Source organism: Rhodococcus coprophilus NBRC 100603 (genome assembly GCF_001895045.1).
GTDB classification, from domain to species: Bacteria; Actinomycetota; Actinomycetes; order Mycobacteriales; family Mycobacteriaceae; genus Rhodococcus; species Rhodococcus coprophilus.
In genome coordinates, this window is record NZ_BDAM01000007.1 from 322966 (window position 1) to 348404 (window position 25439).

27 protein-coding genes are annotated in these 25439 nt (G+C 67.8%); 11 read left to right on the plus strand and 16 right to left on the minus strand.

All coding sequences use genetic code 11. The annotated features are described in order from the left end of the window. Window positions 1-56 precede the first annotated feature (56 nt). Window positions 57-1649, plus strand: a complete 1593-nt coding sequence (locus tag RDCOP1_RS13400; protein WP_072701257.1) for a TM0106 family RecB-like putative nuclease — start codon at window positions 57-59, stop codon at window positions 1647-1649. 75 nt (window positions 1650-1724) lie between these two features. Here the strand turns inward: RDCOP1_RS13400 and RDCOP1_RS13405 are convergent, their stop codons facing one another. From RDCOP1_RS13405 to RDCOP1_RS13430, 6 genes are all read right to left on the minus strand, one after another. Beyond that, window positions 1725-2492: an SDR family NAD(P)-dependent oxidoreductase gene (locus tag RDCOP1_RS13405; RefSeq protein WP_072701259.1), complete on the minus strand. Its 768-nt coding sequence runs from the start codon at window positions 2490-2492 to the stop codon at window positions 1725-1727. A 56-nt stretch (window positions 2493-2548) separates the two neighbouring features. Beyond that, on the minus strand, window positions 2549-3787 hold the full coding sequence (locus tag RDCOP1_RS13410) for an MFS transporter (protein ID WP_072701261.1): 1239 nt from the start codon (window positions 3785-3787) through the stop codon (window positions 2549-2551). After that, window positions 3784-4254: a MarR family winged helix-turn-helix transcriptional regulator gene (locus tag RDCOP1_RS13415; protein WP_174555811.1), complete on the minus strand. Its 471-nt coding sequence runs from the start codon at window positions 4252-4254 to the stop codon at window positions 3784-3786. The genes RDCOP1_RS13410 and RDCOP1_RS13415 overlap by 4 nt, the downstream gene beginning before the upstream one ends. A gap of 96 nt (window positions 4255-4350) precedes the next feature. Beyond that, window positions 4351-5049 carry a TMEM165/GDT1 family protein gene (locus tag RDCOP1_RS13420; RefSeq protein ID WP_072701504.1) on the minus strand — a complete coding sequence of 233 codons (699 nt, stop codon included), beginning with the start codon at window positions 5047-5049 and terminating at the stop codon, window positions 4351-4353. A 263-nt stretch (window positions 5050-5312) separates the two neighbouring features. After that, the gene (locus tag RDCOP1_RS13425) at window positions 5313-5846 is read right to left on the minus strand and encodes a peptidase (protein WP_072701506.1); all 534 of its coding nucleotides are present in this window, start codon (window positions 5844-5846) and stop codon (window positions 5313-5315) included. A gap of 224 nt (window positions 5847-6070) precedes the next feature. Further along, window positions 6071-6694 carry a superoxide dismutase gene (locus RDCOP1_RS13430; protein WP_072701263.1) on the minus strand — a complete coding sequence of 208 codons (624 nt, stop codon included), beginning with the start codon at window positions 6692-6694 and terminating at the stop codon, window positions 6071-6073. A gap of 349 nt (window positions 6695-7043) precedes the next feature. Here RDCOP1_RS13430 and RDCOP1_RS13435 point away from each other — a divergent pair, with 349 nt between their 5' ends. Together RDCOP1_RS13435 and msrA are read left to right on the plus strand one after the other, a co-directional pair. Next, window positions 7044-8138 carry an acyltransferase family protein gene (locus RDCOP1_RS13435; RefSeq protein WP_072701508.1) on the plus strand — a complete coding sequence of 365 codons (1095 nt, stop codon included), beginning with the start codon at window positions 7044-7046 and terminating at the stop codon, window positions 8136-8138. A 9-nt stretch (window positions 8139-8147) separates the two neighbouring features. Next, window positions 8148-8816 (plus strand): peptide-methionine (S)-S-oxide reductase MsrA, encoded by a 669-nt coding sequence (gene msrA, locus RDCOP1_RS13440; RefSeq protein ID WP_072701265.1) that lies wholly within the window; start codon window positions 8148-8150, stop codon window positions 8814-8816. A gap of 87 nt (window positions 8817-8903) precedes the next feature. Here msrA and RDCOP1_RS13445 read toward each other — a convergent pair whose 3' ends face one another. Then, window positions 8904-9839, minus strand: a complete 936-nt coding sequence (locus tag RDCOP1_RS13445) for an LLM class F420-dependent oxidoreductase (protein WP_072701267.1) — start codon at window positions 9837-9839, stop codon at window positions 8904-8906. Window positions 9840-10057: 218 nt separating this feature from the next. On the opposite strand from RDCOP1_RS13445, the gene RDCOP1_RS13450 reads away from it, so the two are divergent. The 4 genes from RDCOP1_RS13450 to RDCOP1_RS13465 are packed head-to-tail and all read left to right on the plus strand — an operon-like array spanning window position 10058 to window position 13177. Beyond that, window positions 10058-10405 carry a rhodanese-like domain-containing protein gene (locus RDCOP1_RS13450; protein WP_072701269.1) on the plus strand — a complete coding sequence of 116 codons (348 nt, stop codon included), beginning with the start codon at window positions 10058-10060 and terminating at the stop codon, window positions 10403-10405. After that, window positions 10405-11454, plus strand: coding sequence for a DUF4328 domain-containing protein (locus RDCOP1_RS13455; RefSeq protein ID WP_072701271.1), 1050 nt, complete (start codon window positions 10405-10407; stop codon window positions 11452-11454). The genes RDCOP1_RS13450 and RDCOP1_RS13455 overlap by 1 nt, the downstream gene beginning before the upstream one ends. Then, the gene (locus RDCOP1_RS13460) at window positions 11451-12224 is read left to right on the plus strand and encodes a glycerophosphodiester phosphodiesterase family protein (RefSeq protein ID WP_072701510.1); all 774 of its coding nucleotides are present in this window, start codon (window positions 11451-11453) and stop codon (window positions 12222-12224) included. The genes RDCOP1_RS13455 and RDCOP1_RS13460 overlap by 4 nt, the downstream gene beginning before the upstream one ends. 35 nt (window positions 12225-12259) lie before the next feature. Beyond that, a complete protein-coding gene (locus RDCOP1_RS13465; RefSeq protein ID WP_072701273.1) occupies window positions 12260-13177 on the plus strand; it encodes a DUF5926 family protein in 918 nt (305 codons plus the stop codon). A 94-nt stretch (window positions 13178-13271) separates the two neighbouring features. Here the strand turns inward: RDCOP1_RS13465 and RDCOP1_RS13470 are convergent, their stop codons facing one another. The 8 genes from RDCOP1_RS13470 to RDCOP1_RS13505 all read right to left on the minus strand — a co-directional run bounded on the left by RDCOP1_RS13470 (window position 13272) and on the right by RDCOP1_RS13505 (window position 21202). Then, on the minus strand, window positions 13272-13826 hold the full coding sequence (locus RDCOP1_RS13470) for a ferritin (RefSeq protein ID WP_072701275.1): 555 nt from the start codon (window positions 13824-13826) through the stop codon (window positions 13272-13274). A 157-nt stretch (window positions 13827-13983) separates the two neighbouring features. Then, complete coding sequence (locus tag RDCOP1_RS13475; protein ID WP_231922859.1) at window positions 13984-15228, minus strand: LCP family protein; 1245 nt, start codon at window positions 15226-15228, stop codon at window positions 13984-13986. Window positions 15229-15388: 160 nt separating this feature from the next. Next, complete coding sequence (locus RDCOP1_RS13480) at window positions 15389-16204, minus strand: CPBP family intramembrane glutamic endopeptidase (protein ID WP_072701279.1); 816 nt, start codon at window positions 16202-16204, stop codon at window positions 15389-15391. 37 nt (window positions 16205-16241) lie between these two features. After that, entirely contained in the window at window positions 16242-16964 is a 723-nt protein-coding gene (locus tag RDCOP1_RS13485; RefSeq protein WP_072701281.1) for an ABC transporter ATP-binding protein, read from the minus strand. Continuing rightward, window positions 16940-17830, minus strand: coding sequence for an ABC transporter permease (locus RDCOP1_RS13490; RefSeq protein WP_072701283.1), 891 nt, complete (start codon window positions 17828-17830; stop codon window positions 16940-16942). Before RDCOP1_RS13490 ends, RDCOP1_RS13485 begins: the two co-directional genes overlap by 25 nt. Before the next feature lie 25 nt (window positions 17831-17855). Then, window positions 17856-19208, minus strand: coding sequence for an LLM class flavin-dependent oxidoreductase (locus tag RDCOP1_RS13495; RefSeq protein ID WP_072701285.1), 1353 nt, complete (start codon window positions 19206-19208; stop codon window positions 17856-17858). Between the two features lie 20 nt (window positions 19209-19228). Next, window positions 19229-20281, minus strand: a complete 1053-nt coding sequence (locus RDCOP1_RS13500) for an ABC transporter substrate-binding protein (protein ID WP_072701287.1) — start codon at window positions 20279-20281, stop codon at window positions 19229-19231. A gap of 153 nt (window positions 20282-20434) precedes the next feature. Next, window positions 20435-21202: a DUF2470 domain-containing protein gene (locus RDCOP1_RS13505; protein ID WP_072701289.1), complete on the minus strand. Its 768-nt coding sequence runs from the start codon at window positions 21200-21202 to the stop codon at window positions 20435-20437. A gap of 106 nt (window positions 21203-21308) precedes the next feature. On the opposite strand from RDCOP1_RS13505, the gene RDCOP1_RS13510 reads away from it, so the two are divergent. The 4 genes from RDCOP1_RS13510 (at window position 21309) to RDCOP1_RS13525 (ending at window position 24435) form a co-directional block, all read left to right on the plus strand. Further along, window positions 21309-21971: a hypothetical protein gene (locus RDCOP1_RS13510; protein ID WP_072701291.1), complete on the plus strand. Its 663-nt coding sequence runs from the start codon at window positions 21309-21311 to the stop codon at window positions 21969-21971. 57 nt (window positions 21972-22028) lie between these two features. After that, on the plus strand, window positions 22029-22937 hold the full coding sequence (gene pheA, locus RDCOP1_RS13515) for a prephenate dehydratase (RefSeq protein WP_072701293.1): 909 nt from the start codon (window positions 22029-22031) through the stop codon (window positions 22935-22937). Between the two features lie 2 nt (window positions 22938-22939). Continuing rightward, the gene (locus RDCOP1_RS13520; protein WP_072701295.1) at window positions 22940-23602 is read left to right on the plus strand and encodes a histidine phosphatase family protein; all 663 of its coding nucleotides are present in this window, start codon (window positions 22940-22942) and stop codon (window positions 23600-23602) included. A gap of 158 nt (window positions 23603-23760) precedes the next feature. After that, window positions 23761-24435, plus strand: coding sequence for a TetR/AcrR family transcriptional regulator (locus RDCOP1_RS13525; RefSeq protein WP_072701297.1), 675 nt, complete (start codon window positions 23761-23763; stop codon window positions 24433-24435). 33 nt (window positions 24436-24468) lie between these two features. Here the strand turns inward: RDCOP1_RS13525 and RDCOP1_RS13530 are convergent, their stop codons facing one another. Then, on the minus strand, window positions 24469-25248 hold the full coding sequence (locus RDCOP1_RS13530) for an enoyl-CoA hydratase (RefSeq protein ID WP_072701299.1): 780 nt from the start codon (window positions 25246-25248) through the stop codon (window positions 24469-24471). Window positions 25249-25439 lie beyond the last annotated feature (191 nt).

Genomic DNA, 25439 nt, shown 5'->3' on the forward strand with positions numbered 1-25439 from the left:
TAACGTGACGGTGCTGGTGCGAGGGGATCCGTGCGCAGCGAATACCCTGGAGCGTTGTGGAGCCAACCGGTGAATTGCGGCGAACACCCGTTTCTGTCGAAGCGAGTGCGCTGACGCGGTGCAGGCACCGGGTGTACCTCGACGCGACGTACCCGTACGAGCTGGCAGGTGCTGCCGAGAACTCGGGCGCGCGCCAGCGGCAGGAAGCCGCGACCGCGCATCGGGAAGCGATCCGTCAACGCTTGTTCGAGGCCGATCCGGAGGGGTGGGTGCTGATCGGCCCGGACGGCTCGATGTCGCAACGCGCCGAACAGACACTCGCGGCCTGCCGCGCAGGCGCGGACCGGATCTGGGGCGCGGTCCTGCCCGTCGAGGTCGACACCGGACGCCGGGGCCGGTCGGAGATTCTCCTGCGCGACACCGTCCGCGGCGGTTACATCCCGGTGATCGTCGTGAACCACAAGGTCACCGATCCGGGCCAGGGCGCTACGACCAGCGGATTGTTCGAGTGGAAGCCTGCTGTGGACGAGACCCGCAAGGTGCGCAGCCAGGTCCGCGACCAGATGCGTGTGGCGCATCTCTTCCGGATGCTCGAGCGTCACGGTCTCGCCAGTCCCGCGCAGGTCGCGGGGGCGATCGGGTACGGCGGCGACTGCATTCTGGTGCACGACCTCACCGCCGTGCTCGACGAATACGACGCGCGGCTGACCGACCGGGTGGAGATCGCTCGCGGCCGGACGCCGACGAAACCGTCGCAGATCGGGGAATGCCGGACCTGCCCGTGGTGGGATCGCTGCCGCGCCGAACTCACCCGGGAACGCGACGTGTCGCTGGTGGCGTCGGGACAACGCGCCGAGGTGCTGCGCGAACTCGGGGTCCACACCATCGACGGTCTCGCCGGCTGGGAGGGCGCACCGCCGGAAGTCTGGCCGCAGGGCCCGTTCGAGGATGCTGTGGTCATCGCGAAGGCGTGGCTCGCCGACGCCCCGCTGGTCCGCCGTTACCGGCACGTGCACGTGCACCGCGCCGACATCGAGGTCGACATCGACATGGAGAGCTTCCATGAGCACGGCGCGTACCTGTGGGGAACGCTGCTCAACTCCGGGCCGGAGTCGGAGTACCGGCCGTTCGTGACCTGGGACCCGGTACCCACCGACGACGAAGCGCGGTCGTTCGCCGAATTCTGGACGTGGCTTTCGGATCAGCGGCGGACCGCCGAGCGTCGCGGCAAGACGTTCGCCGCGTACTGCTATTCGAGGTCGGCCGAGGACAAGTGGCTGCTGTCGTCGGCACGGAGGTTCCGCGGGTTCCCGGGCGTACCGCCGGAGTCGGAGATCAAGGCGTTCATCGGATCACCCGAATGGGTGGACGTCTACCAGGCCGTCACCGACCAGTTCGTGTGCCCCAACGGCAAGGGACTGAAGAAGGTAGCCCCGATCGCCGGCCACCACTGGCGTGACGACGAGGCCGGGGGAGAGGCCTCGATGAGCTGGTACCGCGAGGCCGCCGGGCTGGACGGCGAACCGGATCCGAGTCAGCGGACGCGACTGCTCGAGTACAACGAGGACGATGTGATCGCGACGAAGATCCTGCGGGAGTGGATGACCGATCGAGCGGTGCTGGAGATTCCGCACATCGACGATCTGTGACCCGACGCGACGACGCGGCGGGCCACGCCGGAACGTGACCTCACCGCGTCGTCGGAGGGTGCAGTGCGCAGCAGATCAGCGCGGCGCCATGCGCAGTGCGCCGTCCATGCGGATCGTCTCGCCGTTGAGGTAGTCGTGCTCGACGATCATCTGCACGAGCTGGGCGTACTCGGCGGGCTGTGCGAGGCGCGACGGGAACGGCACACCGGCCTCGAGGCCCTTGCGGTACTCCTCGGTGACTCCCGCGAGCATCGGGGTGTCGACGATGCCCGGCGCGATGGTGACGACGCGGATGCCGTACTGCGCGAGGTCGCGCGCGGCGGGGACGGTCATGCCGTGCACGCCACCTTTCGACGCGGAGTAGGCAATCTGCCCGACCTGGCCCTCGAACGCGGCGACGGAGGCGGTGTTGATGACCACGCCCCGCTGTCCTGCCTCGTCGACAGGTTCGGTCTTGGCGATCGCGTCGGCGGCCAGGCGCATGACGTTGAAGGTGCCGAGCAGGTTCACGGTGATGACCGTGCGGAACAGCTCGAGGTCGTGCGGGCCGTTCTTCGACAGGATCCGGCCGGCCCAGCCGACGCCGGCGCAGTTGACGACGGTGCGCAGCGGCAGACCCGACTCGACGATGCGGTCGACCGCGGACTGGACTTCCTCGCCGCTGGTCACGTCGGTGGGGATGAGCGTGACGCCCTCGGGCGCCGCATCGCCGACGCGCTCGATGGACTGCTCGAGATCGAGACCGAAGACGGTCGCTCCGGCTGCGGTGAGGCGGCGGGCGGTGGCTGCGCCGAGGCCGGATGCGGCGCCGGTCACCAGTGCGGCAGATCCCTGAATTTCCACTGTTCGTAACTCCTCGTCCGGGCCTTGCGGCACGCGTGTGTGGTCCGTCACGAACCCTAGCGTGCAGGTGTCGGCTCGGGCGCAACCCGTCGGCGCAGCACCGCGCCGCCCATCGCCGCGGCGACGAGACATGCGGCGGCGCCCAGCAGCAGGCCCGCTCGTCCACCGCCCTGCTCGCAGACCCAGCCGGCGATCGGTCCGCCGATGGCGGTGGAGCCGAGGAAGGCGACCGACCAGAGAGCCATCACGCGGCCACGCATCGTCGGTGCGGCCGTGAGCTGAAGTGAACTGTTGGTGGTGGACGTGAACGTCACGCTCAGAGCGCCGACGATCACCATCGTCGCCACCAGGACGGGCATGGTCGGGGCTGCTGCGGCCACGGTCAGGGCGATACCGAAGGCGAGCGACGTGACGACGAGGGGTTTGGTGCCCGTGCGGCCCCAGGTTGCGACGAGAAGCCCGCCGACCACCGAGCCGGCACCCATCGCGGCGGTGAGCAGGCCGTACGCCTCGGCGCCCGCGTCGAAGGTCTGGTCGGCGAGGACGGGAAGTACCACCTGGAACTCGAAGGCGAGGCAGCCGACCAGCGCCATCATCAGCAGCGGCACGGCGAGGTCGGGTGTGCTGCGCACGTACGCCAGTCCCTCGCGTAGCTGCCCCCGAGCCCGGGCGGCGGGTGGCGACGGAACCAGCTTGGAGACGTCGAGAGTCAGCAGTGACGCCACGACGGCGACGAAACTCGCGGCATTGAGCAGGAAGCACAGGCCGATACCGCCGGCGGCGATCACGACTCCCGCGACGGCCGGGCCGATCATGCGGGAGCACGATGCGAGAACCGACTGCAGACTGACGGCGTTGCGCAGGTCGTCGGGGCCGACCATCTCGAGCATGAACGACTGCCGGGCGGGGTTTTCGAAGCACTGATTGAGCCCGAGCAGGACGGCGAGCACGTAGACGTGCCACAACTCGACGGTGCCCGTGACGACGAGCACGCCCAGCACGAGCGCCTGGACGCCCATGAGGCTCTGGAGTCCGATCATGAGCCTGCGTTTGTCGGTGCGGTCGGCGACGACGCCGCCGTACGGACCGAGCAGGAGCATCGGGACGGTTTGCAGCGCGAGGACGATGCCGATGGCCGTCGCCGAGCCGGTGAGCTCGAGGACGAGCCAGGACTGGGCGATGATCTGCATCCAGGTGCCGACGAGCGAGACGGCCTGGCCACTGATGTAGCGACGGAAGTTGGGGCCGCGCAGTGCGGCGAACGTCTGTCCGCGGATGTCGTCGAGGACAGTCACTCACGTACCTCCCTGCTCCGGCACATCAGCTCGCCGAGTGCTTCGAGTGCGGGCAGGGCGTCGTGGAGCGCGTCGAGACGGTCGTCGTCCAGTTCACCCAGGTGCCGGGCGAACATCGCTGTCCGTCGCGCGCGCAACTGGTCGGAGAGGCGAGCACCGGCTGCGGTGATGTGGATGCGGACGACGCGCTTGTCGTCGGCGTCGGAAGACCGCGTGACGAGGCCGGCCTCTTCGAGTTTTCCGACCATCCGTGAGCACATCGTGGGGTTGAGTCCCTCGAACTCCGCGAGTTCGCGCACTCCGATGGTTTCGTGTCGCGCGACTGTCGTGAGCAGCAGCGACTGGGAGCGGGTGAGCCCCTCGTCGGCGGCTGAGCGCCCGACGTTCCGGGCGATCCGGCCCACGGCGATCCGCAGGCCGTGGAGGTCTTCGTCGTCGAAGCGGTTGTTTCCCGTCGGTGGTGTCATTCAGCTCCTCGAAGTATTTGCCTATCGGCAAGCATACTCTTCGGAGCGTAAGCGATCAGAGGGTCGCCGAGCCCGCTCGGGGCGTCCTGCCCCGAATCAGGGTTCGACGTGCGTCGGAATGTCCGTGGGGGTCCGCCGGGTTGTGCGCTTACCGACGAAGACGAGGACCACCGCGGCCACCACCAGGGTGACGACGCCGGCGACCGGACCGATCGCAGGCGAGTCCGGGGCGAGTCCGTCACCGAGCATCCACGCGCCGAAACCGAAGAACAGTGCCGACGCCCCGAGCCGGATCGCGTTCTCCGGCAGGTGACGGCCGAGCACGACACCGGCGACGATTGCGAGCGCGTCCGCCGCAACCATGCCGACGGTCGATCCGATCCACACCCCCACCCAGTCGTTGTCGGCGGCGAGGGTGATGGTCGCGAGCATCGTCTTGTCGCCGAGTTCGGCAAGGAAGAAGGCCGAGACCACGGCCAGGAATGCGGAACGCACGACCCGCCCGGCCTTGGACTGCTCGCCGTCGTCGAGTGAATCCCCGCGCAACGTCCAGAAACCGAAGAACAGGAACGCGATGCCCCCGACGATCGACATCGCCACGGACGGGATGGCGACGCCGAGATAATGGCCGACCCCGACGGACACGAGATGTACCGCGGTGGTGGCGAACAGGATGCCCGACAGCACGACCCACCAGCGATAGCGCAAGGCGAACGTCATCGCCATCAACTGGGATTTGTCACCGAGTTCGGCGACGAAGATGACCGCGAAGCTCAGTACGACGGCGGACCACATCGGCATTCCCTCCTCACTCGCTGGAGGAAAATGGGGCTTCCTCCGGACGCCGAGCGCACGGTGCGCCGACGGCCGAAGGTCTCGCCCACCGGACGATGGTCCGGTTCGCCGTGCCGGGCGGTCCGCTCACGCGGGACAGCCAGTATGTCGACTCGGCGATTGGGGGCTACTCCCCTTCGCACGGCAAACGATACGGACACAAACCCCGTCGGTAAAGGCCGTGCTTGGTTTCGGAGAACCGAACTCTCCTGTGCGGCTGGGCTTCACGCAGCGAGCAGCATCGCCAGAATTGCAGTGTCGGGATCGCTGCCCGGATCGACTCCCACCCTGCTCACCAGCGACGTCACCGTTCCGTCCGGCTCGGCCTCCACCCACGCTGCGCGGTGATCGAGACCGAGATGCGGCAGTCCCGGCAGCAGTACACACCCGGATGCGGCACCCGAATTCTCGGGCAGCGTCGGCGTCGTCTCCGACGGTGGATGCAACATGATCAGCGCCGACGGCTGCCTGTCCGCAAAGCGCTCCGGCGTCACGGCGTCGACCCCGATGACAGGGCCCTCGGCTACCAGCAACCCGACCGTCCCGGGCTCCGGATCCTCCGGCAACTCCTCCTTGACCCCGAAAACGGTCGACGTGGGCAGCAACCCGGGTAACGACGCCACCCGCACCGTCAGCGCCAGCACCTGCGCCCACTCCCGTGTCGTCTCGGGCCACCTGCCCGACACGACGAATCCGCGTAGTGCTCCCGCCGTGTGGAAGGCGGCGAGACCGATGTGGCCGCTCGCATAATCCGTCATCGAACCCACTCCTGAGCCGGTAGAGCTGGTCCGGTCGCGCCGTTGCAGCCGGTTCCGGCCCTTCGGCCGGTAGACGAAGAATGCCGACTTTTCGTGCTGGCACACAAGAGGCGCCGAGTGCCAGCGTGCCGGTCGTGCCGAAACGACAAGAGGGACGCCGCGACGCGGCGTCCCTCCGTTCGTGTGGCAGAACCGTTGGTTCGTACCGTCCTGCGTTGCGGGGTCTAGACGATCAGACCGGCCGTCTGGGTGCGTGCGCGTGCGAAGCGAGCCTGCACGTCCGCCCAGTTGACGATGTTCCAGAACGCCTTGACGTAATCAGCCTTCACGTTCTGGTACTGCAGGTAGAAGGCGTGCTCCCACATGTCGAGCATGAGCAGCGGGGTCAGGCCGATCGGGATGTTGCCCTGCTGGTCGTACAGCTGGACGATGAGCAGGCGCTGCCCGATGGAGTCCCAGGCCAGGATGGACCAGCCGGAGCCCTGGATGGAGTTCGCGTTCGCCGAGAAGTGATCGCGGAACTTGTCGAACGAACCGAACGCGTCGTCGATCGCGGCGGCCAGCTCACCCTCGGGCTTGTCGCCACCCTCGGGCGACAGGTTCTGCCAGAACACCGAGTGGTTGGTGTGGCCACCGAGGTGGAAGGCGAGATCCTTCTCGAGCTTGGTTGCCTGAGCCGCCAGCGTGCCGTTCTCACGAGCCTCGGCCAGCTTCTCGAGCGCGGTGTTGGCACCGGCGACGTACGTCGCGTGGTGCTTGTCGTGATGCAGCTCCATGATCTTTGCCGAGATGTGCGGCTCGAGCGCAGCGTAGTCGTAGGGCAGTTCCGGAAGTGTGTACTCAGCCACGAGGGTCCCTTCTCTGCGAGCCCGGTAGGGCCCGTGCGGTTGTTTCCGTGCCTTTGCGGGTGTCACCACAACACTGTGTGGTTTCCCAACACTGTGTGGGTTTCCACCCCAACTCATAAGTACACCTCCCGCAACGTCGGGTGTCACCCGGACGCGCGCGAAGGCGGCTCCGGACCCGCGGTGCGAGAATCGGAGATTTCGGGCGGGGGAGCTCTGCTACCAGTCCTGCTACCAGCAGAAACCTCGGTCGACCTGGACCGATTGCCGGCGCCGGCGGGCCGAACCTTAGCATTGGGCGGTGTATCGGCCCTTCCTGAACGAACCCGCGAGCGGGGTCGACGCACCGCGCGTGGATCTGCCAGGCGTCAATCTGCTGCGCTTCGCGGCAGTGCTCGCGGTCGTGTATTCACACATTTCCTTTTACCTGATCGACGATCTCGGGACCGGTTGGTGGGGGATCGACGTGGTGTACCGGGTCCTGGTCGAGGGAGCGGGGCTCAACCAGCACCTGTCCTTCGTCGGGGTCGCGGCGTTCATGATGCTCACCGGTCTGCTCATCACCCGCTCGGCGATGCGGCAGTCGCCCCGGCATTTCCTCATCGCCCGCGCCGCGCGCCTGCTCCCGGCGTTCTGGGTGTGCATCCTCGCCGCGATCGTCCTGGTCCGCCTCGGCATCAACGGGATGTTCAGCGGCCACACCGGCATCTCGAACTCGGAGGCGGCGCTGAGCTTCGTCCTCGGCGCATTCTTCCTGCAACCACAGGTCGCCGTGCTCGGGGTGACGTGGACGCTCGCCGTTCAGATCACCTTCTATCTGTACTGCGTCGCCGGCCGATCGCTCCTGCGAGCCAACCCGGTCATCATCCCCGTGCTCGGGGCTGTGCTGTGCATGCTGGTGCTCGTCTACAACCTGTACATCCCCGAGCCGTACAGCGTGCCGTTCCTGTCGAGGATCGCCGCGACGCTTCCGACGGTGTTCCTCGGGCAGATCGCCTACCTCGGGTGGGCGGGGCTGATCTCGGGGCGGGGGCTTGTCCTGGCGTTGCTGGCGCAGGTGCACGTGATCGTGCTCGCCACCGACACCCAGGTCTACTGGGCCGGAACCCGCTACCTGTGGACGATCACAGTGGTCTTCGCTTGCGTCGTGCTGGTCTCCCGCTACGACGGCCGCCTCGCGCACCTGCGGTCCGTCAATTGGGTGGCGACGCGCAGCTACGCCATCTATCTCACCCACACCCTCGTGATGTACCGGATCTACGAGAACACCGTCGGTGTGGTCGGGCAGACCGCAGCGATCGTGTGTCTGCTCATCGGCTGCGGGCTCGTCGCCGAGGTGGTCTACCGGGCTGTGGAACTCCCCGCAGCACGATGGATCAGCACCCGGTGGCTCAACCGGAGTCGCGCGGTGGTTGCGCAACCGGCCACCACGGGACCTCGCGCGTAGCATCGGGACATGTCCTGGTTCGAAGAGATTCTGGCCCGTGCAGGTTCCAAGTCGCAGATGGTGGCTCGCGAGGACGCATTACCCGGGCGAGCCGAGCCCGTGGCCGTTCCCGAAACCCATTACGTCAACGGCAACCGCATCGTGCCTCCGTTCCCCGACGGGTTGCAGACCGCGGTGCTCGGAATGGGTTGCTTCTGGGGTGCCGAGAAGGAGTTCTGGCAGCTCGAAGGCGTCTATTCCACAGCCGCCGGTTACGCAGGCGGCTACACCCCGAATCCCACCTACGAAGAGGTGTGCTCCGGTCGGACCGGCCACACCGAGGTGGTGCTCGTCGTCTTCGATCCGAAGGTGATCGGGTACGCGCGCATCCTGCAGGAGTTCTGGGAGAACCACGACCCGACGCAGGGAATGCGGCAGGGCAACGACCAGGGAACCCAATACCGCTCGGCGATCTACACGTACGACGAGAACCAGATCGAACTGGCCGAATCGACGGCCGAAGCGTACGGCGAGCGCCTCGCTGCGGCCGGATACGGCGCCGTCACCACGGAAATCGCGCCGCTGACCGACTTCTACCACGCCGAGGACTACCACCAGCAGTACCTCGCCAAGAACCCCAACGGATACTGCCCCGTGCACGCGACCGGGGTGAGCTGCCCGGTCGGCCTCGGAGCCTGATCCGCTCGGCCCGATACGCCCGGCTGCGAGTCGCGGCCGGGCGTATCGCGTCTTGAAGTTCGGCGGTGGCCGAGCAGCTGTTGGCGACTACAGGTCGCGCACCGCCGGCATGACCTCCTGCGCGACCAGCTCGAGGTGTTCGAGATCGGCGAGGTCGAGCATCTGCAGGTAGATGCGCTGCGAGCCGACGGCCGCGTAGGCCCGGATCTTCTCGACGACCTCCTCGGGGGTGCCCGCGAGACCGTTCTCCCGCAGTTCGGCGACGTCCCGTCCGATCCGCTCGGCGCGCCGGGCGATCTCGGCCTCGTCGCGGCCACAGCACAGCACCAGTGCATTCGAGTACGTCAGCTCGGCCGGATCGCGGTCGGCGTCCCGGCAGGCACCTGCGACGCGTTCGAACAACATCGAGGTGTCGCCGACCGACATGAACGGGACGTTGAATTCGTCGGCGTACCGGGCCGCGAGGGCGGGGGTGCGCTTCTTTCCGGCGCCGCCCATCACGATCGGCGGGTGGGGGTGCTGCTGCGGCTTCGGCAACGCCGGCGAGTTCTCGATCCGGACGTGCTCGCCCTCGTAGGAGAAGGACTCACCGACCGGGGTGTCCCACAGGCCGGTGATCACGGCCAGCGACTCCTCGAGGCGATCGAAACGGTCTTTCAGCGCGGGGAACGGGATTCCGTAGGCGAGGTGCTCTTCCTCGAACCATCCTGCACCGAAACCGAAGTCGACACGGCCACCGCTCATGGCATCGACCTGTGCGACGGCGATCGCGAGTGGACCGGGATAACGGAACGTCGCCGAGGTGACGAGGGTGCCGAGCCGGATCGTCGACGTGTCGCGTGCGAGACCGGCCAGAGTGATCCACGCATCCGTGGGTCCCGGCAGGCCGTCGGCGTTCATGGCCAGGTAGTGGTCGGAACGGAAGAACGCGCCGTACCCGAGGCGTTCGGCTGTCTGTGCGACGGTAAGAAGGTCGTCGTACGTGGCGCCCTGCTGAGGTTCGGTGAAGATTCGTAGTTCCATGGATCCATCATTTCAGGCGCCTCGGTTTCCGCGGCGTCCCGACGATCGATCGACCTGTGACCTACCCCAAGTCGGCATCCCCACCCGGCGTGGAGCCTGGGGATGAACCTGTGGAAACTGTGGATAACTCCAGCACACGCCGCATGGGAAAGTGACGGGAGTGCACGGGGTGGTGTCCTTGGCTGCATCGCCCTACGGCACGTGCCACTATTGGGAACGTGAGCTTTTGCGACGTCCCCTCTGTGTCTGTGTCTGTGGACGAGGTGCCCGAGACGAGCGCCGACGCCGTGCTCCTCGACGTACGCGAAGACGACGAATGGGCCCTCGGACATGCCCCGGGTGCAGTGCACATTCCCCTGGCCGACGTTCCGGCGCGACTCGACGACATCGATATCGACGCCGAGGTGTACGTGGTGTGCCGCCAGGGCGGACGTTCGCTCGGCGCCGTCGAATACCTCAACCGCATCGGCTACGACGCCATCCAGGTCGACGGTGGCATGGTGGCGTGGCAGAAGAGCGGTCTGCCCTTGGTTTCCGACGGTGACGAACCCGCGAAGATCTATTGATGGCTGCCTACCAGATCTGCGTTCGCTGTGAGAACCGCTGGCCGGTGACCTACCAACCCCGGCAGTGGTGCCCGTCCTGCCGCGGTGTCCTCCTCTCACCCGTCCCGGCGGATGCCCCGGTTCCTCCGTCGCGCCGCAACTTCCGTTGGGTCGCGCGCCCGGCCGTGCCGCTCGGCGCAGGCAAACGTTCGACACGCACCCGGCCGATGGGACCCACGCCCGCGTACCGCGAGATACCGCGATGGGGTCTGACCGATCCGGTGCCTGTCGATGACGAGGACGAACCGAGCCGTAGCGAGGCGATCGCCGATCTCGCGCCCACGCTCCTCGTCGGGGCGGCGGTCGTGTTCGGGCTGGCTGCTCTCGCCGAAGCGTTCCGTTACGGGTTGCTGGTCTTCAACCGGACCCGGCTCGTCGATCCGCTCGCTCTGGCGGTATCCGACGCCGCGGTCTGGGCGACGCAGGTGGCTGCACCGCTCATCGCACTGGCCGCAGCCGTCGCGTGCGCTCTGAGGCTGATCTATCTGCGTCAATACATCTTCGCCGAACGTGGAGAGACGGATCCCCGGCCACCGCTCGCGCTCCTGCTCGGTGTCGTGGTGCCGGGAGTCAACCTCGCGATGCCGGGCGTGTTTCTCACCGAGGTCGCCGGCCGCGACCCCCGGCTGCTGCGGGCGATCCGGATCTGGTGGTCGCTGTGGGCGCTCGACGCGGTGCTGTTCGTGGTGATGGTGTTGTGGCGTCAGCTCGACACGCTGCAGGCCCGTGCCGACGGCGTGCTGCTCGCCGCGTGCGCTGCGGCGCTGGCCGCGGTCGTCGCGTCGACAACCCTGTATGTGGTGCGGTTGCTCGACGAAACCGACCTCTGGGGTCGGCCGCTGCGTCATCGCAGATTCACGCCCGCCACCGGCCCCGTGTACGCACCCATCGCCCCGATCGTGCCACGCGCAGCATCCGCACCCGTCGAAGAAGACAATGCTGCCGCCGCCGCTCCGGAATGCTCTCCGAACGAGGACGCCGGCGCACCGGAAACGGTGGCGAGCAGGTGAGCACCGTGGACCGTCCCCGGGTCGTGGCGCATCGTGGCTCGTCCGCCGCAAAGGCGGAGCACACCCTCGCCGCGTACGAACTTGCGCTCGCGGAAGGTGCCGACGGCCTCGAATGCGACGTGCGGCTCACCAGCGACGGCCACCTCGTGTGCATCCACGACCGCACCATCGACCGCACGTCGAACGGGACGGGCGCGGTGAGCGAGATGACCCTCGCCGAGCTGTCCCAGTTCGACTACGGCAAGCCCGGTGAACCGGCGGAACTGCTGACCCTGCACCGACTGCTCGAACTTGTCATGGACTGGACGAGTGTGCCGGTCAAACTGTTCGTCGAGACGAAGCATCCCGTCCGCTATGGCGCCCTCGTCGAGGCGAAACTGCTCGACGCCCTGGCGAGCTTCGGACTCGCGACGCCGGCGTCTGCCGACTTCTCCCGCGTGGTGGTGATGTCGTTCGCCGGCAGCGCGGTCTGGCGGGTCCGGCGCGCCGCTCCGCTGCTGCCCACGGTGTTGCTCGGCGAGACGTCCCGATACCTCCGGGGCAGTGCCGCCACCACGGTCGGGGCCACCGCGATCGGACCGTCGATCATGACGCTGCGGGAACACCACGATCTCGTCGACCGCGCGGCAGCGTCCGGCCGCGCGACGTATTGCTGGACCGTCGACGACCCCGCCGACGTCGAACTGTGCCGGGAACTCGGCGTCGGATGGGTGGCCACCAACCACCCGGGGCGTACGAGGTTGCAACTCGAGGCTGCTCACGGCGTATAGCCCGGGGGAAATTGCCGGGCGTGTAGTTTGGCGCCGTGGCCAAGAAGAGCAAGAGAAACAGCGGACCCAAGCCCGGCGCCAACCGCGCCGCCAAGCTCGAACAGCGACGCCTGGAGCGAGAAGCGGCCGCTGCCGCGACCGCGCGGCCGTTCGAGGGCCTCGCATTCGAATGCGACCTGGTGGCGCTGCGCGAGTTCGTCCCGTCCGCCCTGGTCGACCTCCCGCTGACGGAAACGGGACGCAAGATCGTCGGCGCGACCATCCTCCCGGGCGGCGTCGCGGCGCTGGTCCGTGAAGAAGGTGACGAGACGGTCGCGTACGTCGGCCTGCAACTCGCCGGCGGGTACGGCCCCGATCCGGCCGGAGAACTCGCCGCGGCGATCGAGTGGGCGCGCACCGCCGAGCCCGGAAACTCCCTGCAGACGGCGACGGTGGACGACGACACCCCGTCGCTGGTCGATCTGCTCGACGCGACCGTCGTTCCGCCGATCACAGTGCACAACGACTTCAACTGGTGGATTCCGGCCGGCGTCGAGCCGAGCCAGGACATCGCCCACACCGTGCAGCACGCCAACAGTGCGGTACTGCCGTCCGCCCGTCTCGAGGGCGAAGGCCTGGTCGGCGCGTGGTGGGTCGACCCCGGGGAGAAGGCGCACCTGCGGTGGGTTCGGCCCGAGGACGAGGACGCACTCATGGCGGCGATGTCGCGGGTGCATGCGGCAGGTGGCCTGCACCTCGGTGAGGGATCGCGCTTCGCCGGATCGTTCCGCACCCACGGCCTGCTGGTCCCGGTGTTCGACCTCGACCGGGAGAAGCACCCCGACGAGTGGGTGACACCGGTCCTCGAACTGGGGGCGCGCCTCGATGAGGCCCTCGCCGTGGACGAACCGCTGACGTCGGCCGAACTCCGCTCGCGCGACGGCATCCGCAGCCGCCAGATCACACTGCGCTGATCTGTCTACCGGCTGATTTGTCCCGAAGAAGCCGAATGCCACAGCCGCCGGAGCGATCCGGCGAACTGTGGCATTCGGTCCTGAGGGCTACAGGTCAGATGCTGCCACCTGCGACGGTCGGCGCATTACCGCGCAAGTCGCGGGCCTTCGAGTTGAGCTCGCGCGCAACGAAGTCCTCGAGGTTGAACAGGTTGGATCCGGCGCGGTCGGCGACGGTGAGCAGCGTCGTCATCGTGGCGACCTCCTCGACCTGCTCCTGCAGGAACCACTGCATGAACTGCTCGCCGAGGTAGTCGCCCTCGTCGCGCGCGGTGCGGGCCAGCTCGACGATCTGGTCGGTCACCGACCGCTCCTGACGGAGAGCCAGCGCGATCGGTTCGCGCGCATTGTCGAACATCGACTGGGCGGCGTCGACCCCGGTGAGATCGACGGCCATGTCCCGGTCCAGGAAGTACTGGACGATCATCATGGCGTGATTGCGTTCTTCGACCGCCTGCGCATAGAAGTGCTTCGCGAGCTGGGGAAGATCGGTGTTGTCGTAGAAAATCGCAATGGCGATGTACTGGTGCGACGCATTGAATTCGTTGCGGATCTGGTCGTGCAGCAGCGAATGGAACTTGGTCTTGTGCGTTTCACCCATTGTCGTCATGATCAAGACGTTAATGCAGGTCAGGCGATAATTCATCCAAGCTTTGGCTAGGCTGACTCTTCGGAGCTTCGGCTTGCCTTGGTCAATTCAGGGTTGCCTCGCCGAATAAATCCCCGAAACGACGGACGGGAATATCCTCCTCCGGAACCCCGATTCATCAGGGTCCCGGCGTCAGCAATTCCGGGGGGATCTGCTGATCGTTCGCCAGCGCATCGAAGAACGGCACCGCGCGGGCACGGTCCCACAACAGCACGTTGCCGATGCCGTAGACGTCCTCGAAGCCGCCGACCGGCACCGTCGCCGTCAACGTCTCGCCGCGCATCGCCCACGCCAGTCGCGCGAGATCCCAGAGGTGATCGTCCTCGTCGACCTGCACCGAGCCGGCCGCGCCGGTGGCGAGAGGCACCGAACGGAACGGGTTGAGGAACGTGGACGGGCTGGTCGCCTTGCCCAGCAGGGCAGACAGGAACAACCGCTGGTTGTTCATCCGGTCCAGGTCGGCGAGCGGAGTGGCGCGGGTACGCACGAACCCGAGGGCCTCGGGCCCGCTCAATTCCTGGCAGCCTGCCTCGAGGCGCAAGCCGGCCAGCGGATCGTCGATCGGGTAGGGGATGCAGATGTCGACGCCGCCTACCGCGTCGACGATCGACGCGAAACCGCCGAACCCGATCTCGATGTAGTGGTCGATGTGCACGCCGGTGGCGCTCTCGACGGTTTCTACGAGCAGCTGGGGACCGCCGAGCGCGAACGACGCATTGAGTTTGTCCTGGCCGAAGCCGGGCACGTTCACGTACGAATCGCGCGGCAACGACACCATGGTGGTCTCACCACCGCCGCTCGGCACGTGGATGAGCAGGATGGTGTCGGTCCGGTCGGTGCCCACGTCGCCACCGGTTGCGAGTTCCTGTTCCTGTTCCGGAGTGAGCCCGACGCGACTGTCGGAGCCCACCAGCAACCAGTTGGTGCCCGGGGTGTCACCCCCGCGCCCGTCGTACGCGGAGAGCGCGTCGACCCGGTCGAGCGTGCCGTCGAGGTAGATCGTTCCGCCGATCACCGCGACGAGGAGTATTGCCAGCACCGCGCCCAGCCGGCGCATCGCACGTCGCCCGCCACCGGGGCGTGGCCGTCGCGGTTCCGGTTGTGCGGCGGGCTTGCGCCGGACGGGGGGAACGACGGGCGGCGGCGGAGTGCCGCCGCGCGAGCGTTCGTCGGCGAACCGTTCCGGGCGTTGCGTCGGCGCCCAGTCGCGGTTGCGGGCCGCGTCCCGCTGCGGCGCGACCTCGCGTGGAGGTGGAGGTTGCCGACGCGGAGGAGGCGATCCGGCGGGTGGACGGTAGGTGGGAGTGGGGGCCTGCGACCATGCCTGCGGCGGCGGCGCGGCCCGTCCGTTGCGGCGGATCACCTGGGGACCCTCGGGAGGCGGCGTCGCCCGGGGCGGAGGGGCGGGACGCCGGAGCGGCGCGGGCCGCTGAGGGGGAGGTCCCTGCGGGGGGAGTCCCTGCGGTGGCCGCGGCCGGTTCCGAGAGTCGCGAGGATCGCCGTTCACTCGCACAACTGTACGGTCACGGCAGCCAGGACACCTGTCCTCGGAGTGCCTGGTATCCCACGAATGCGACGGTGTCGATCAGTGCGTGGGCGATCACGAGGGGCCACAACTTGCCCGTGCGCTGCCAGAACCGCCCGAAGACCAAGCCCATCACGACGTTGCCGACCCCGCCGCCGAGCCCCTGGTACAGGTGATAACTGCCACGCAGGAGGGCGGACGCGACCAGCGAACCGTTCTCCGACCAGCCGAGTTGCCTCAGCCGGGTGATGAGGTACGCGACGACGAGAATCTCCTCGGCACCGGAGTTGGCGATCGCCCACAGCACCTCCGTCGGCAGCCGCCACCAATAGTCCTCGAGCACACTGGGCGCGACCGTCAGATTCACGCCCACCGCGCGCGAGGCGAGGTAGAAGAGCAGTCCCGGGACGCCGATCAGGGCGGCGAGCCCCACACCCGGCAGTACGTCCCGACGGAGATACGGCCGGGCCAGCCCCACCACCTTCGGGCCGAAGCCGCTTCGCCACAGCAGATACATCCCGAGCGCTCCCCACGCCGCCAGTCGGAGGATGCCGAGTAGCTGACGTGCGAGATCGATGAACTCCTGGGACGACCGCGGGGCATTCAGTGCGATCGTCTGGTCCGCCAAAGGCTCCGGCGCGAGGGCGGCCTCGAGAAGCGACAGGATCGACGAGATACCGCTCAGCCCGAACGTGACGAGCAGAACGATCGTGATTTCGATCCACAGCGCGCGGCGTGCAGGTGCGTCGAGCGGCGTGGCGGGGTTCTGCGCAGGCGGGCTGAGCCAGGAACGAAGCGTCGTCACCGGTGTCATTGTGCCGGACCCCCGGCGGTGTCACTGTGCCGGAAGCTCAGGCTGCGACCTCGACGCCGAGCGCTTCGAGCAGGATCCTCCGGTAGTCGGCTGTCTGCAGCGGGTGTGCCGCTCGGGGGTGGGACAGCTCGATCGACAGTTCGACAGCCGGCGACCCGTGATCGAGCACCAGCACGCGGTCGGCGAGGGCGATTGCCTCGTCGACGTCGTGGGTGACCAGCAGAACCGCCGGCCGGTGGACCGCGCACAATTCCTGGAGCAGCGCGTGCATCTTGATCTTCGTCAGAGCGTCGAGTGCACCGAAGGGTTCGTCGGCGAGCAGCAGTGCGGGTTCCCGGACGAGCGACCGTGCGAGCGAAACACGTTGTTGTTCACCACCGGACAGTTCGTTGGGCCACGCCGCTTCGCGACCGGCGAGCCCCACTTCGGCGAGTGCCTTCCGGCCGCGTTCCGTCGCGTCGGAACCACCGAGTCCGAGGATGACGTTGTCGAGCACCCGGGCCCACGGCAGCAGCCGCGAATCCTGGAACACCACTGCCCGGTTGCGGGGCACCTCGATCTCCCCGGCTCCGGGTACGCCGTGGTCGAGTTCGGCGAGGGCGCGCAGCAACGTGCTCTTGCCGGATCCGCTGCGCCCGAGCAACGCGACGAACTCGCCTTCGCGGATCTCGAGATTCACATCGCGCAGAACCGCGCGCCCGTCGAATCCCCGGCTCAGACCCGAGGTGCGGACGGTCAGCTTCCGATCGTCTTGCGCCATGCCAGCGCCTTCCTTTCCGCCGAACGGACCAGCAGATCACTGCCGAAGCCGAGGATTGCGTAGACCACGAGACCGACGATGATGATGTCGGTGAGCCCATAGGTGCGGGCCTGGAACATCAGGAACCCGATCCCGCTCGTCGCGTTCACCTGCTCCACGACGACGAGGGCGAGCCACGCCACCGTCACTGCCATACGGAGGCCGGTGAAGAATCCGGGGAGTGCGCCCGGCAGTGCGACCCGCCGGACGAACTGCGCGCGAGACAGATCCAACGTCTCGGCGAGTTCGACGTATCGGGAATCGATGCCGCGCAGCGCGGAGTAGGTGTTGATGTAGACGGGAACGAACACCGACAGGGCGATGAGAAGGACCTTCATCTCCTCGCCGATGCCGAACCACAGGATCGCCAGTGGCATCAGTGCGAGTGTCGGGATCGACCGCTTGATCTGCACCGGACCGTCGACGAGTGCCTCCCCGATCCGGGACAGACCCGAGATCAGTGCGAGCACGACGCCGACGAAGACACCGATCACACCGCCGAGGACCGCGCGCTGTACGGAGGTGAACAGATTGCTCTGCAGACGTCCGTCGCCGATCAGATCCCACGCCGTGGTCACCACGGTCCACGGCGCGGACAGTGTCTTCGGATCGAGTTGCCCGGTCGCCGACGCCACGACCCAGGCGATGAGCAGGATCGAGGGCCCGATGGCGAGGCCGAACTTGATCGGCCGTCCGGGTGCGAGACGACTGCGACCGCGCCGCGGAGGCAGATCGGGCGCACCCCTGCGGTCCGGTTTCTGGTCGGTGGCGCCGTCCCCGGCGAGACCGCTGCCGAATCGCCGCGCGTCGACGGTGGGCACGCTCATGAGCTTGTCCTTTCGTCGGAAGGGGTCAGGCGGTGCCGGCGGTCGCGAGAGTGCGTGCGTACTGACTCTCGGGCCGGGGCAGACCGTAGTGATCGCGCAGGGTGGTTCCGGTGTATTCGGTTCGGAACAGGCCCCGTTCCTGAAGGATCGGGACGACGGTGGTGGTGAACGCCTCGAGTCCCTGCGGGTACTGCGGAGGCATGATGTTGAACCCGTCGGCGGCGCCGCGGGTGAACCATTCTTCGATGATGTCGGCCACCTGCACGGGCGTTCCGGCCACGACGTTGTGCCCGCGCGCGCCGGCAAGTTTGTGCAGTAGTCGACGCAGTGTCGGCTGTTCACGCTCGACGATCTTGGCGAACACGAGACGCCTGCTGTTGTCGTTGTCGGTGATGTCTCCGGCCCCCGCGAACAGTTCGGGCGGCACTCGCGTGTCGAGGTCGAGCCCGGACACGTCGATCCGGCCCATCTTCTGCAGTTGCCCGAGCCCGTACTCGACGATGGTGAGCTCGTTGAATTCCTGTTGCAGTTCCCGCGCCTCGGCTTCGGTCGCTCCGAGGAACGGGCTCAGGCCGGGCAGGATCTTGACATGGCCGGGGTTGCGTCCGGCGTCGGCGGCACGGGACTTGATATCGGTGTAGAACGTCTGCGCGTCCGAGATCCTCTGGTGCGCGGTGAAAATGGCCTCGGCGTAGTGCGCTGCGAAATCGCGTCCGTCGTTCGACGATCCGGCCTGGACCAGGACGGGACGACCCTGAGGGGAGCGTGCGGAGTTGAACGGGCCGCGTACGCTGACGTATTCACCCTCCACGTCGACGCGGTGGATCTTGTCCGGGTCGGCATACACTCCCGCGGCCTTGTCTGCGACCACGGCATCGTCCTCCCACGAATCCCACAGTTTCACTGTGGCGTCGACGAATTCACGTGCGCGTGCATACCGCTGCTGTACGTCGGGATGGTCGGTGAGACCGAAGTTCGCGGCTGCGGCGTCCGATGCGGTGGTGACGATGTTCCATCCGGCGCGACCGGTGGAGATGTGGTCGAGCGACGAGAAGAGCCGGGCGAGATTGTAGGGCTCGTAGTACGTGGTCGAGGCTGTGGCGATCAGGCCGAGATGCGTGGTGACCGTGGCCATCGCGACGAGCGTGGTGATCGGTTCGAGGCCGTAGTCCGGCCGGTACCGCACTTCCGTGCGCAGCGCGGGGCCGTCGGCGAAGAACACCGCATCGAGTTTGGCGGCTTCGGCGGCACGGGCGAGTTCCTGGAAGTAGCGCACGTCGTAGATGCGTTCGGGTGTGCTGTCGCGGTGCCGCCACGACGCTTCGTGGTGGCCGGTCGGGTAGATGAAGGCGTTGAGATTGAGCTGGCGGTGCGTCATGAGAAGGTCCCCTCGAGAGATCAGTTGCGAACGTGTCCGGCGCCGGCTTCGGCTACCGCGGCCTGGACGACTTCGTCGAAGCGCAGGTCGAACGCTTCGGCGGCTTCGACGGGGCGCGGCAGTTCGCCGGCGGCGTCGATCACGTCGATGGTGTGCTGCTGGGTGGCGACGAGGTTCTCGTCGAGTCGCGGAAAGGTCGTCGGCCCGTTGGCGTCCAGGATCCGGTGCCCGTCTTCGGCTGTGAGGCCCTGGCTTTTGACGAAGTATTCGTCGATCCAGGCGTCGCGGTTGTCGTTCGCCCAGTCCACCGAGGTGATGTAGGCACCGACATAGGCGCGGATCGCGGCTGCCGTCGCGGGATCGGAGAGTGCCCTCACGCTCGAGTACAGGTAGGAGATGCCGTCACTGAGGTCGGCGATTTCCTCGCGGGGCAGTGCGGTGGCGCCGTCGGTCTGCATGTACCGGGAGAACACCGGTTCGCTCATCGGGGCGGCGTCGATCTGGTCGGATCGCAGTGCGTCGGGGAAGTCGGCCAATGCCATCGGCGTGAGTTCCACGTCGTCGACCTCGAGGCCCGCCTTGTCGAGCGCGCGCAGGACGAAGGCCTGCTGGGAGGTGCCCTCGGCGTAACCGATCCGCTTGCCCGACAGGTCTGCGAGCGACGCGATGTCGGCGCCCGGCGCGATACCCAGGTTGAGGCTGTTGTCGGTCTGCACCGCGGCGACGACCCGCACGTCGTCTCCCGCGACGAGCGACTGCACGGCCATGATCTCGCCGGCCCAGGCGACGTCGACGGCGTCGGCACGAAACGCCTCGAGAATCGACGGTGCGCCCTGGAAGGTCGCGAACTCGTAGTCGAACGGAAGCGAGTCGAGTTGTCCGGCCGCAGCCAGTGCGACCTGTTGCCGTTCGCTCTGGTCGGCGATGACGATCTTCGTCCCGGCCGGGATGCCGGTCGGAAGCGGGCTGTCTGCGGTGAGGCCGCCGCCCGTGGGCCCCGACCCACACGCAACGACCGCTGTCAGGACGAATGCGGCGGCGGTGGTGAATCCGGCGTGACGTAGGCGGAACATGTACTTCCCTCGGGCTCGGAGAATCGATGCTGATGCCGGCCGGCCGGTGCCGGGGGCTGTGGATCATCATCGAGTTCGGGCGCGTGGGTAACCACAGTTTGCGTCAGCGTGATCGGAAGTCCTCCGCCGGAGTTCCCGGGCGGGTTTCTTCGTTCAGGACCGCATGTGCAGTCCGTTCCGGAACGGGCATCCGGCAAGCAGGCGCAATGCCCGGCTCAGCGCGGACGGGTCGGCGACGGGTTCGCCGAACGGGATGCGCACGTCGTGATCTCCCCGGCCGGATTCGATGCGCAGGCGGACGCCGTAACGGTCGATGCCCAGTGGGCGAATCCGTCCGCCGCGCTGCGCTTCCGGGATACGACGTGCGATTCGGACGACGAGGTCTGCGTGCTCTGCCTCGAGGTGCTCGAGCCATGCGGTCTCGAGTGCGGCGAACGGATCGGGTGCGGCTTCGAGCACGTCCACGACGTTCACGGCTTCGGCACCCGTCGTGTCGGCGGCGACGACGGAACTCAGGCTCAACCGGAGCAGTTCGGATCGGTGGCCGACGTCGAGAAGTTCAGGGTGCGGGAGGGTTTCCGCGATTTCCGCGGCGAGCAGACGGGGTTCCTCGACGGTGTGCAGGATGCCGCTGAGCCAGATGAGGGAGCGCACGGGGTTGCGGAGGGCCAGCGGTGAATGGTCGGTGAGTTCGAGGACGGCGGGAAGCCCGGTGGCGGCTCGCCGGGCCATTGCGACGGCGGTGCTGTTCGCGGGCACCACGATCGCGACGTCGTCGTCGGTGTGGAGGTGGTGGACCGTGGTGGGAATCGGATCGCAGCCGTCGACGGCGAGGTGGGTGGTGTCGGCGCGGATGAGGGCGGTGCGCACGCGTTCGGCCGTGGTCGGCGCGGGGACGGCGGTGGACGTGGTGGTGTGCATGGCAACCCTCCTGCAAGTAGGTGAGGCAAACCTAAGTCACGGGGATCGTGGCCGCAAGAGCCCGGGGTCTAATCTGGGATCTGTGCCGATCCCCCTTCCTCTCGGAATGCCGCCCTCCCGCGACGAGCCGCGCGGACTGCTCGACGGGTTGCTGACCGGACGGTACGACTCGCCGGAGAGCGCCGAGGCCGCCGCCGGGCCGCTGCTCGGTGCCCCGATCGTCCCGGCCGGGACGATCACGGCCCCACCGTCCCGCGACCTCGTCGTCGAACTCGACACGTCCGGACCTCGCCCCGAGCCGGCGGGCTGGCGACCGCTTCGCTACCAGATCGACTGCTCGACCGACGACCTGTGCCACGTGCTGGAGTTCACCGCCCCCGCGCCGCTGATCGTGTACGCGGACGGACCCGACGAATCGCTCGCCGACACCGCACGTGCCCTCACCGAGGCCGGGCATATTCCGGGTCTGCCCGCGGGACACGGGCGCGGTGCGGTCTCCGACTTTCTTGCCGTCCTCGCCCACGCCGACACCGGTTATGTCGCCCGCGCGACCGGTACCGCCGAGGTGGTGGCGTTGCTGTCCGCGACCGCGGCGTCCCTGAGCGGATTCGACATCCGGGAGGCACTCGCCTCGCCCGACGTGCCCCGGCTGCAACGGCTGATCCCGGAAGCGGCGGCTGCGCTGCGGGAGATCCTCCTGGCGATCGAAGTCGACGACCCCGACCGGGTCGGACGTGAACTCGCCGAGCTGGGATTGTCACCCGGCTGAACGGCGGCGTCACCCGACACCGCGGAATGCGGACGCGAGTTGCGTAATCTCGTAGGCGTGCCACGCATCGCCTATTTCGGTCCGTCGGGAACGTTCACGGAGATGGCCCTCGACCGTTTCGAGAACCTCGGCGCCTTCGACGCGCCCGTCGAGCGAGTCGTGGCAGCCAGCCCTCCTGCCGCGCTGGAACTGCTGCGCAACGGCGAGGTCGACGGTGCGGTCGTGCCGATCGAGAGTTCGGTGGAGGGGTCCGTCCCCCCGACGATGGACGCACTCTCGCTGGGCGCGCGACTCCAGATCGTCGCGGAAACCGAACTCGACATCGCCTTCACGGTGGTCACCCGCCCCGGTGTCGCCCCAGAGGACGTCGCGACCGTCGGCGCGTATCCCGTCGCGGCCGCCCAGGTGAGGAAGTGGATCGCCGACAACTTGCCCGCCGCGGAGATCGTCACGGCATCGTCCAATGCCGGGGCCGCGGAGGACGTGGCATCCGGCAAGGTCGACGCCGGGGTTGCGACCGCGCTGGCCGGACAACGGCTCGGTCTCGCCGTCCTGGCGGACGGCGTCGCCGATTTCGCCGGTGCACGCACCCGGTTCGTGCTCGTCACCCGCCCGGGTCCGATCCCGGAGCGCACCGGGTGCGATCGCACGTCGGTGATCCTGCAACTTCCGAACGTCCCGGGTTCGCTGGTACGGGCCATGACGGAACTCGCGACCCGAGGCATCGACCTCACCCGCATCGAATCCCGTCCCACCCGCAAGGATTACGGGACCTACTTCTTCCATCTGGACTGGGTGGGCCATATCGACGACCCGCTCGTCGCGGAGGCACTCAAGGCTCTGCACCGTTTCGCGCAGGTACGCTTCCTCGGTTCGTGGGCGGCAGTGTCCGAGCACGGGGTACCGCCCGTCTCCGACGACGACGACGCGCAGTGGCTGGAAAGACTGCGCTGCGGAGAGGAGTAGCCGTGAGCGGCAAACTGATACTGGCCCGGCACGGGCAGACGGTGGCGAACGTCGCACGTCGCCTCGACACCAAACTGCCCGGGGCGGAACTGACCGACCTCGGGATCGAACAGGCGCGGACCCTCGGACGTAACCTCGTCGACCGCGGTCCCTCGCTTCTCGTGGCGTCGCGGGCGATACGTGCGCGGCAGACCGCGGAGCAGGTCGCGCCCGCAGTCGGGCTCGCGACCGAGGTCCGCGACGGAGTCCACGAGGTGCAGGCCGGCGAACTCGAGGACCGCAGCGACGAGGAGTCGCACCGACTGTTCATGAAGGTCTACGAGGAATGGCACAGCGGTGACCTGCGCACTCGGGTGCCCGGCGGGGAATCCGCGCTCGACGTGCTCGATCGGTTCGTGCCGGTGGTCGAGTCGTTGCGCGCCGATCATCTCGATGCGGGGTCCGGGGATGTGGTGGTCGTCAGTCACGGCGCCGCGATCCGGCTCGTCGCGGCGTACCTCGGCAAGGTCCCGGGCGGGTTCGCCACCGGCAACCATCTGGCGAACACCGAGACCGTGGAACTCGTGCCGGTGCCCGGTGGTGGCTGGGAGTGCGTGCGATGGGGCTCGTTCACCGGCCCGTTCCACGACACCCACCGCGCCGGGGCCGACGACCCGATGGGCTGAGATCGCGTAGATCCGCCCGAATCCCCGCTGTTCGTGTCCGCCCTCCCCGTGCTTCCGGTGATGGTGCCGCGCGGCGGTGTCGCTCGTTCGCGGCCGAAACCGGCAGGTATCGTCGAGCCGTCCGGATGAAGTAACGATCGGTAGGTTGGGTGCGGTACATGGATGGTTCCACCGACGATGCCGTCGACCGGCTCGAGGGCCGTCGTGTCGAGCCGGACGGGGAGAGCGCCCACGCCGATTGGCGGACGCTGCAGCCGCTGGACCTGAGCCCGATCCTGTCGGCAGCACTCGACGCGTTCTACGAGACGGGCTTCCACGGGACATCCGTGCGGGAGATCGCGCGGCGTGTCGGGGTCACGGTGCCGGCTCTGTACTACCACCACGAGAACAAAGAAGGACTCCTCATCGCGCTGCTCGAACTTTCGACCAGCGATGTGCTCTCGCGAGCGCACGCCGCCGCCGCCGAGGGTGCCGGTGATCCGGTGCGCCGACTGGCCAACGTGATCGAGGCGATCGTGTTGCGGATGACGATGCGTTCGGCGCTCGCCGCACTCGAGGGTGAGGCTCGTTATCTCAGCCCCGAGAACCGTCAGCGGTATCGGGCGGTTCGCAAGGGCATCGAGCAGCTGGTGCGCGAGATCGTCGAGGAGGGCTCGGCGACGGGCGATTTCGAAGTCGACGACCCGGCCGAGACCACCCGGGCGCTGCTCGGCATGTGCCAATCGATCCCCCGCTGGTACCACGCGGAAGGCACGCTGAGCCCCGAAGCGGTCGCGGAGAAGTATGTGGCGATCGCGCTCAAGACGGTGGGTGCCCGGCGCGCCCCGCTCTGACGGGCCGCGCTAGCGCCGGAACTCGGCGGTGCGCTAGCGCCGGAACTCGGCGGTGCGCTTCTCCTGGAACGCGGCTACGCCTTCGGCGAAGTCCGCGCCGGCGAGAAGATCGAGCTGACCTGCACGTTCACGGCCGAACGCGCTACCGAGCTCGGTGAGCGTGGCAGCGTTGATCGCCTCCTTGGTCGACGCCAGCGCAGCCGACGGCCCGGCCGCGAGCCGCGTGAGCAGTTCGCCGACGGCGTCGTCGAAACCGTCGTCGGGATAGACGTCGGCGATCAGGCCGGATGCGAGCGCTTCCCGTGCGGGAAGCCGTTCGGCCAGCATCGCCATCCGCATGGCGCGGGCCCGGCCGATGGACGCCGCGACGAGCGCCGTGGCACCACCGTCCGGCATCAGGCCGATCCTCGTGAACGCGAGGAGGAAGTACGCGGATTCCTTCGCGACCGTGAGGTCGCAGGCGAGCGCGAGCGACACACCGACTCCTGCGGTGACACCGTTGACCGCACCGACGACCGGTCGCGGAAAGTCCCGGATGGTCGCGGTGACCCGGTTCGCGGCGTCGATGGTGTCGGGCGCGGGGGGAGCGCTCAGGTCGCGTCCGGAGATGTCGGCACCCGAGCAGAACGCCCGTCCGCTGCCAGTGAGGACCGCGGCGCGCACGGTGGGGTCGTCGGCGCACTTGTCGAATGCCTCGGCCACGGCAGTCAGGGTGGCGGTTCCGACCGCGTTCAGGCGGGCGGGCCGGTCGATCGTCACGTGCAGGATGCCGTCGTCGATCCTCGATTCGACGCCCGGTGCTTCGGTGGTCATGTGGTTCTCCTCGAGTCGTGGTCCGGTGGCCGAGCGGAGAGTTCACGCGACAGAAGATCGCTGGACCATCCCTATCAGACCTACTTATCGTGCGCTAGCTACAGAGATTCGTTGACCGAGCGCTAAGTACGTGATAGACATCTTAGCGATCGATAGGTACACACGTGGGGCGAAGCCGTCGGGCGTGCCGC

What these genes read in the sequence shown, in the direction of transcription:
- RDCOP1_RS13500 (WP_072701287.1), bottom strand. Translation starts at nt 20,281, where the DNA reads ATGTTCCGCCTACGTCACGCCGGATTCACCACCGCCGCCGCATTCGTC.
- RDCOP1_RS13445 (WP_072701267.1), bottom strand. Translation starts at nt 9,839, where the DNA reads ATGGAACTACGAATCTTCACCGAACCTCAGCAGGGCGCCACGTACGAC.
- RDCOP1_RS13480 (WP_072701279.1), bottom strand. Translation starts at nt 16,204, where the DNA reads ATGACACCGGTGACGACGCTTCGTTCCTGGCTCAGCCCGCCTGCGCAG.
- RDCOP1_RS13455 (WP_072701271.1), top strand. Translation starts at nt 10,405, where the DNA reads ATGGCTGCCTACCAGATCTGCGTTCGCTGTGAGAACCGCTGGCCGGTG.
- RDCOP1_RS13510 (WP_072701291.1), top strand. Translation starts at nt 21,309, where the DNA reads ATGCCGCCCTCCCGCGACGAGCCGCGCGGACTGCTCGACGGGTTGCTG.
- RDCOP1_RS13425 (WP_072701506.1), bottom strand. Translation starts at nt 5,846, where the DNA reads ATGACGGATTATGCGAGCGGCCACATCGGTCTCGCCGCCTTCCACACG.
- RDCOP1_RS13495 (WP_072701285.1), bottom strand. Translation starts at nt 19,208, where the DNA reads ATGACGCACCGCCAGCTCAATCTCAACGCCTTCATCTACCCGACCGGC.
- RDCOP1_RS13485 (WP_072701281.1), bottom strand. Translation starts at nt 16,964, where the DNA reads ATGGCGCAAGACGATCGGAAGCTGACCGTCCGCACCTCGGGTCTGAGC.
- RDCOP1_RS13420 (WP_072701504.1), bottom strand. Translation starts at nt 5,049, where the DNA reads ATGTGGTCCGCCGTCGTACTGAGCTTCGCGGTCATCTTCGTCGCCGAA.
- RDCOP1_RS13505 (WP_072701289.1), bottom strand. Translation starts at nt 21,202, where the DNA reads ATGCACACCACCACGTCCACCGCCGTCCCCGCGCCGACCACGGCCGAA.
- RDCOP1_RS13415 (WP_174555811.1), bottom strand. Translation starts at nt 4,254, where the DNA reads ATGACACCACCGACGGGAAACAACCGCTTCGACGACGAAGACCTCCAC.
- RDCOP1_RS13525 (WP_072701297.1), top strand. Translation starts at nt 23,761, where the DNA reads ATGGATGGTTCCACCGACGATGCCGTCGACCGGCTCGAGGGCCGTCGT.
- RDCOP1_RS13470 (WP_072701275.1), bottom strand. Translation starts at nt 13,826, where the DNA reads ATGACGACAATGGGTGAAACGCACAAGACCAAGTTCCATTCGCTGCTG.
- RDCOP1_RS13490 (WP_072701283.1), bottom strand. Translation starts at nt 17,830, where the DNA reads ATGAGCGTGCCCACCGTCGACGCGCGGCGATTCGGCAGCGGTCTCGCC.
- msrA (WP_072701265.1), top strand. Translation starts at nt 8,148, where the DNA reads ATGTCCTGGTTCGAAGAGATTCTGGCCCGTGCAGGTTCCAAGTCGCAG.
- RDCOP1_RS13530 (WP_072701299.1), bottom strand. Translation starts at nt 25,248, where the DNA reads ATGACCACCGAAGCACCGGGCGTCGAATCGAGGATCGACGACGGCATC.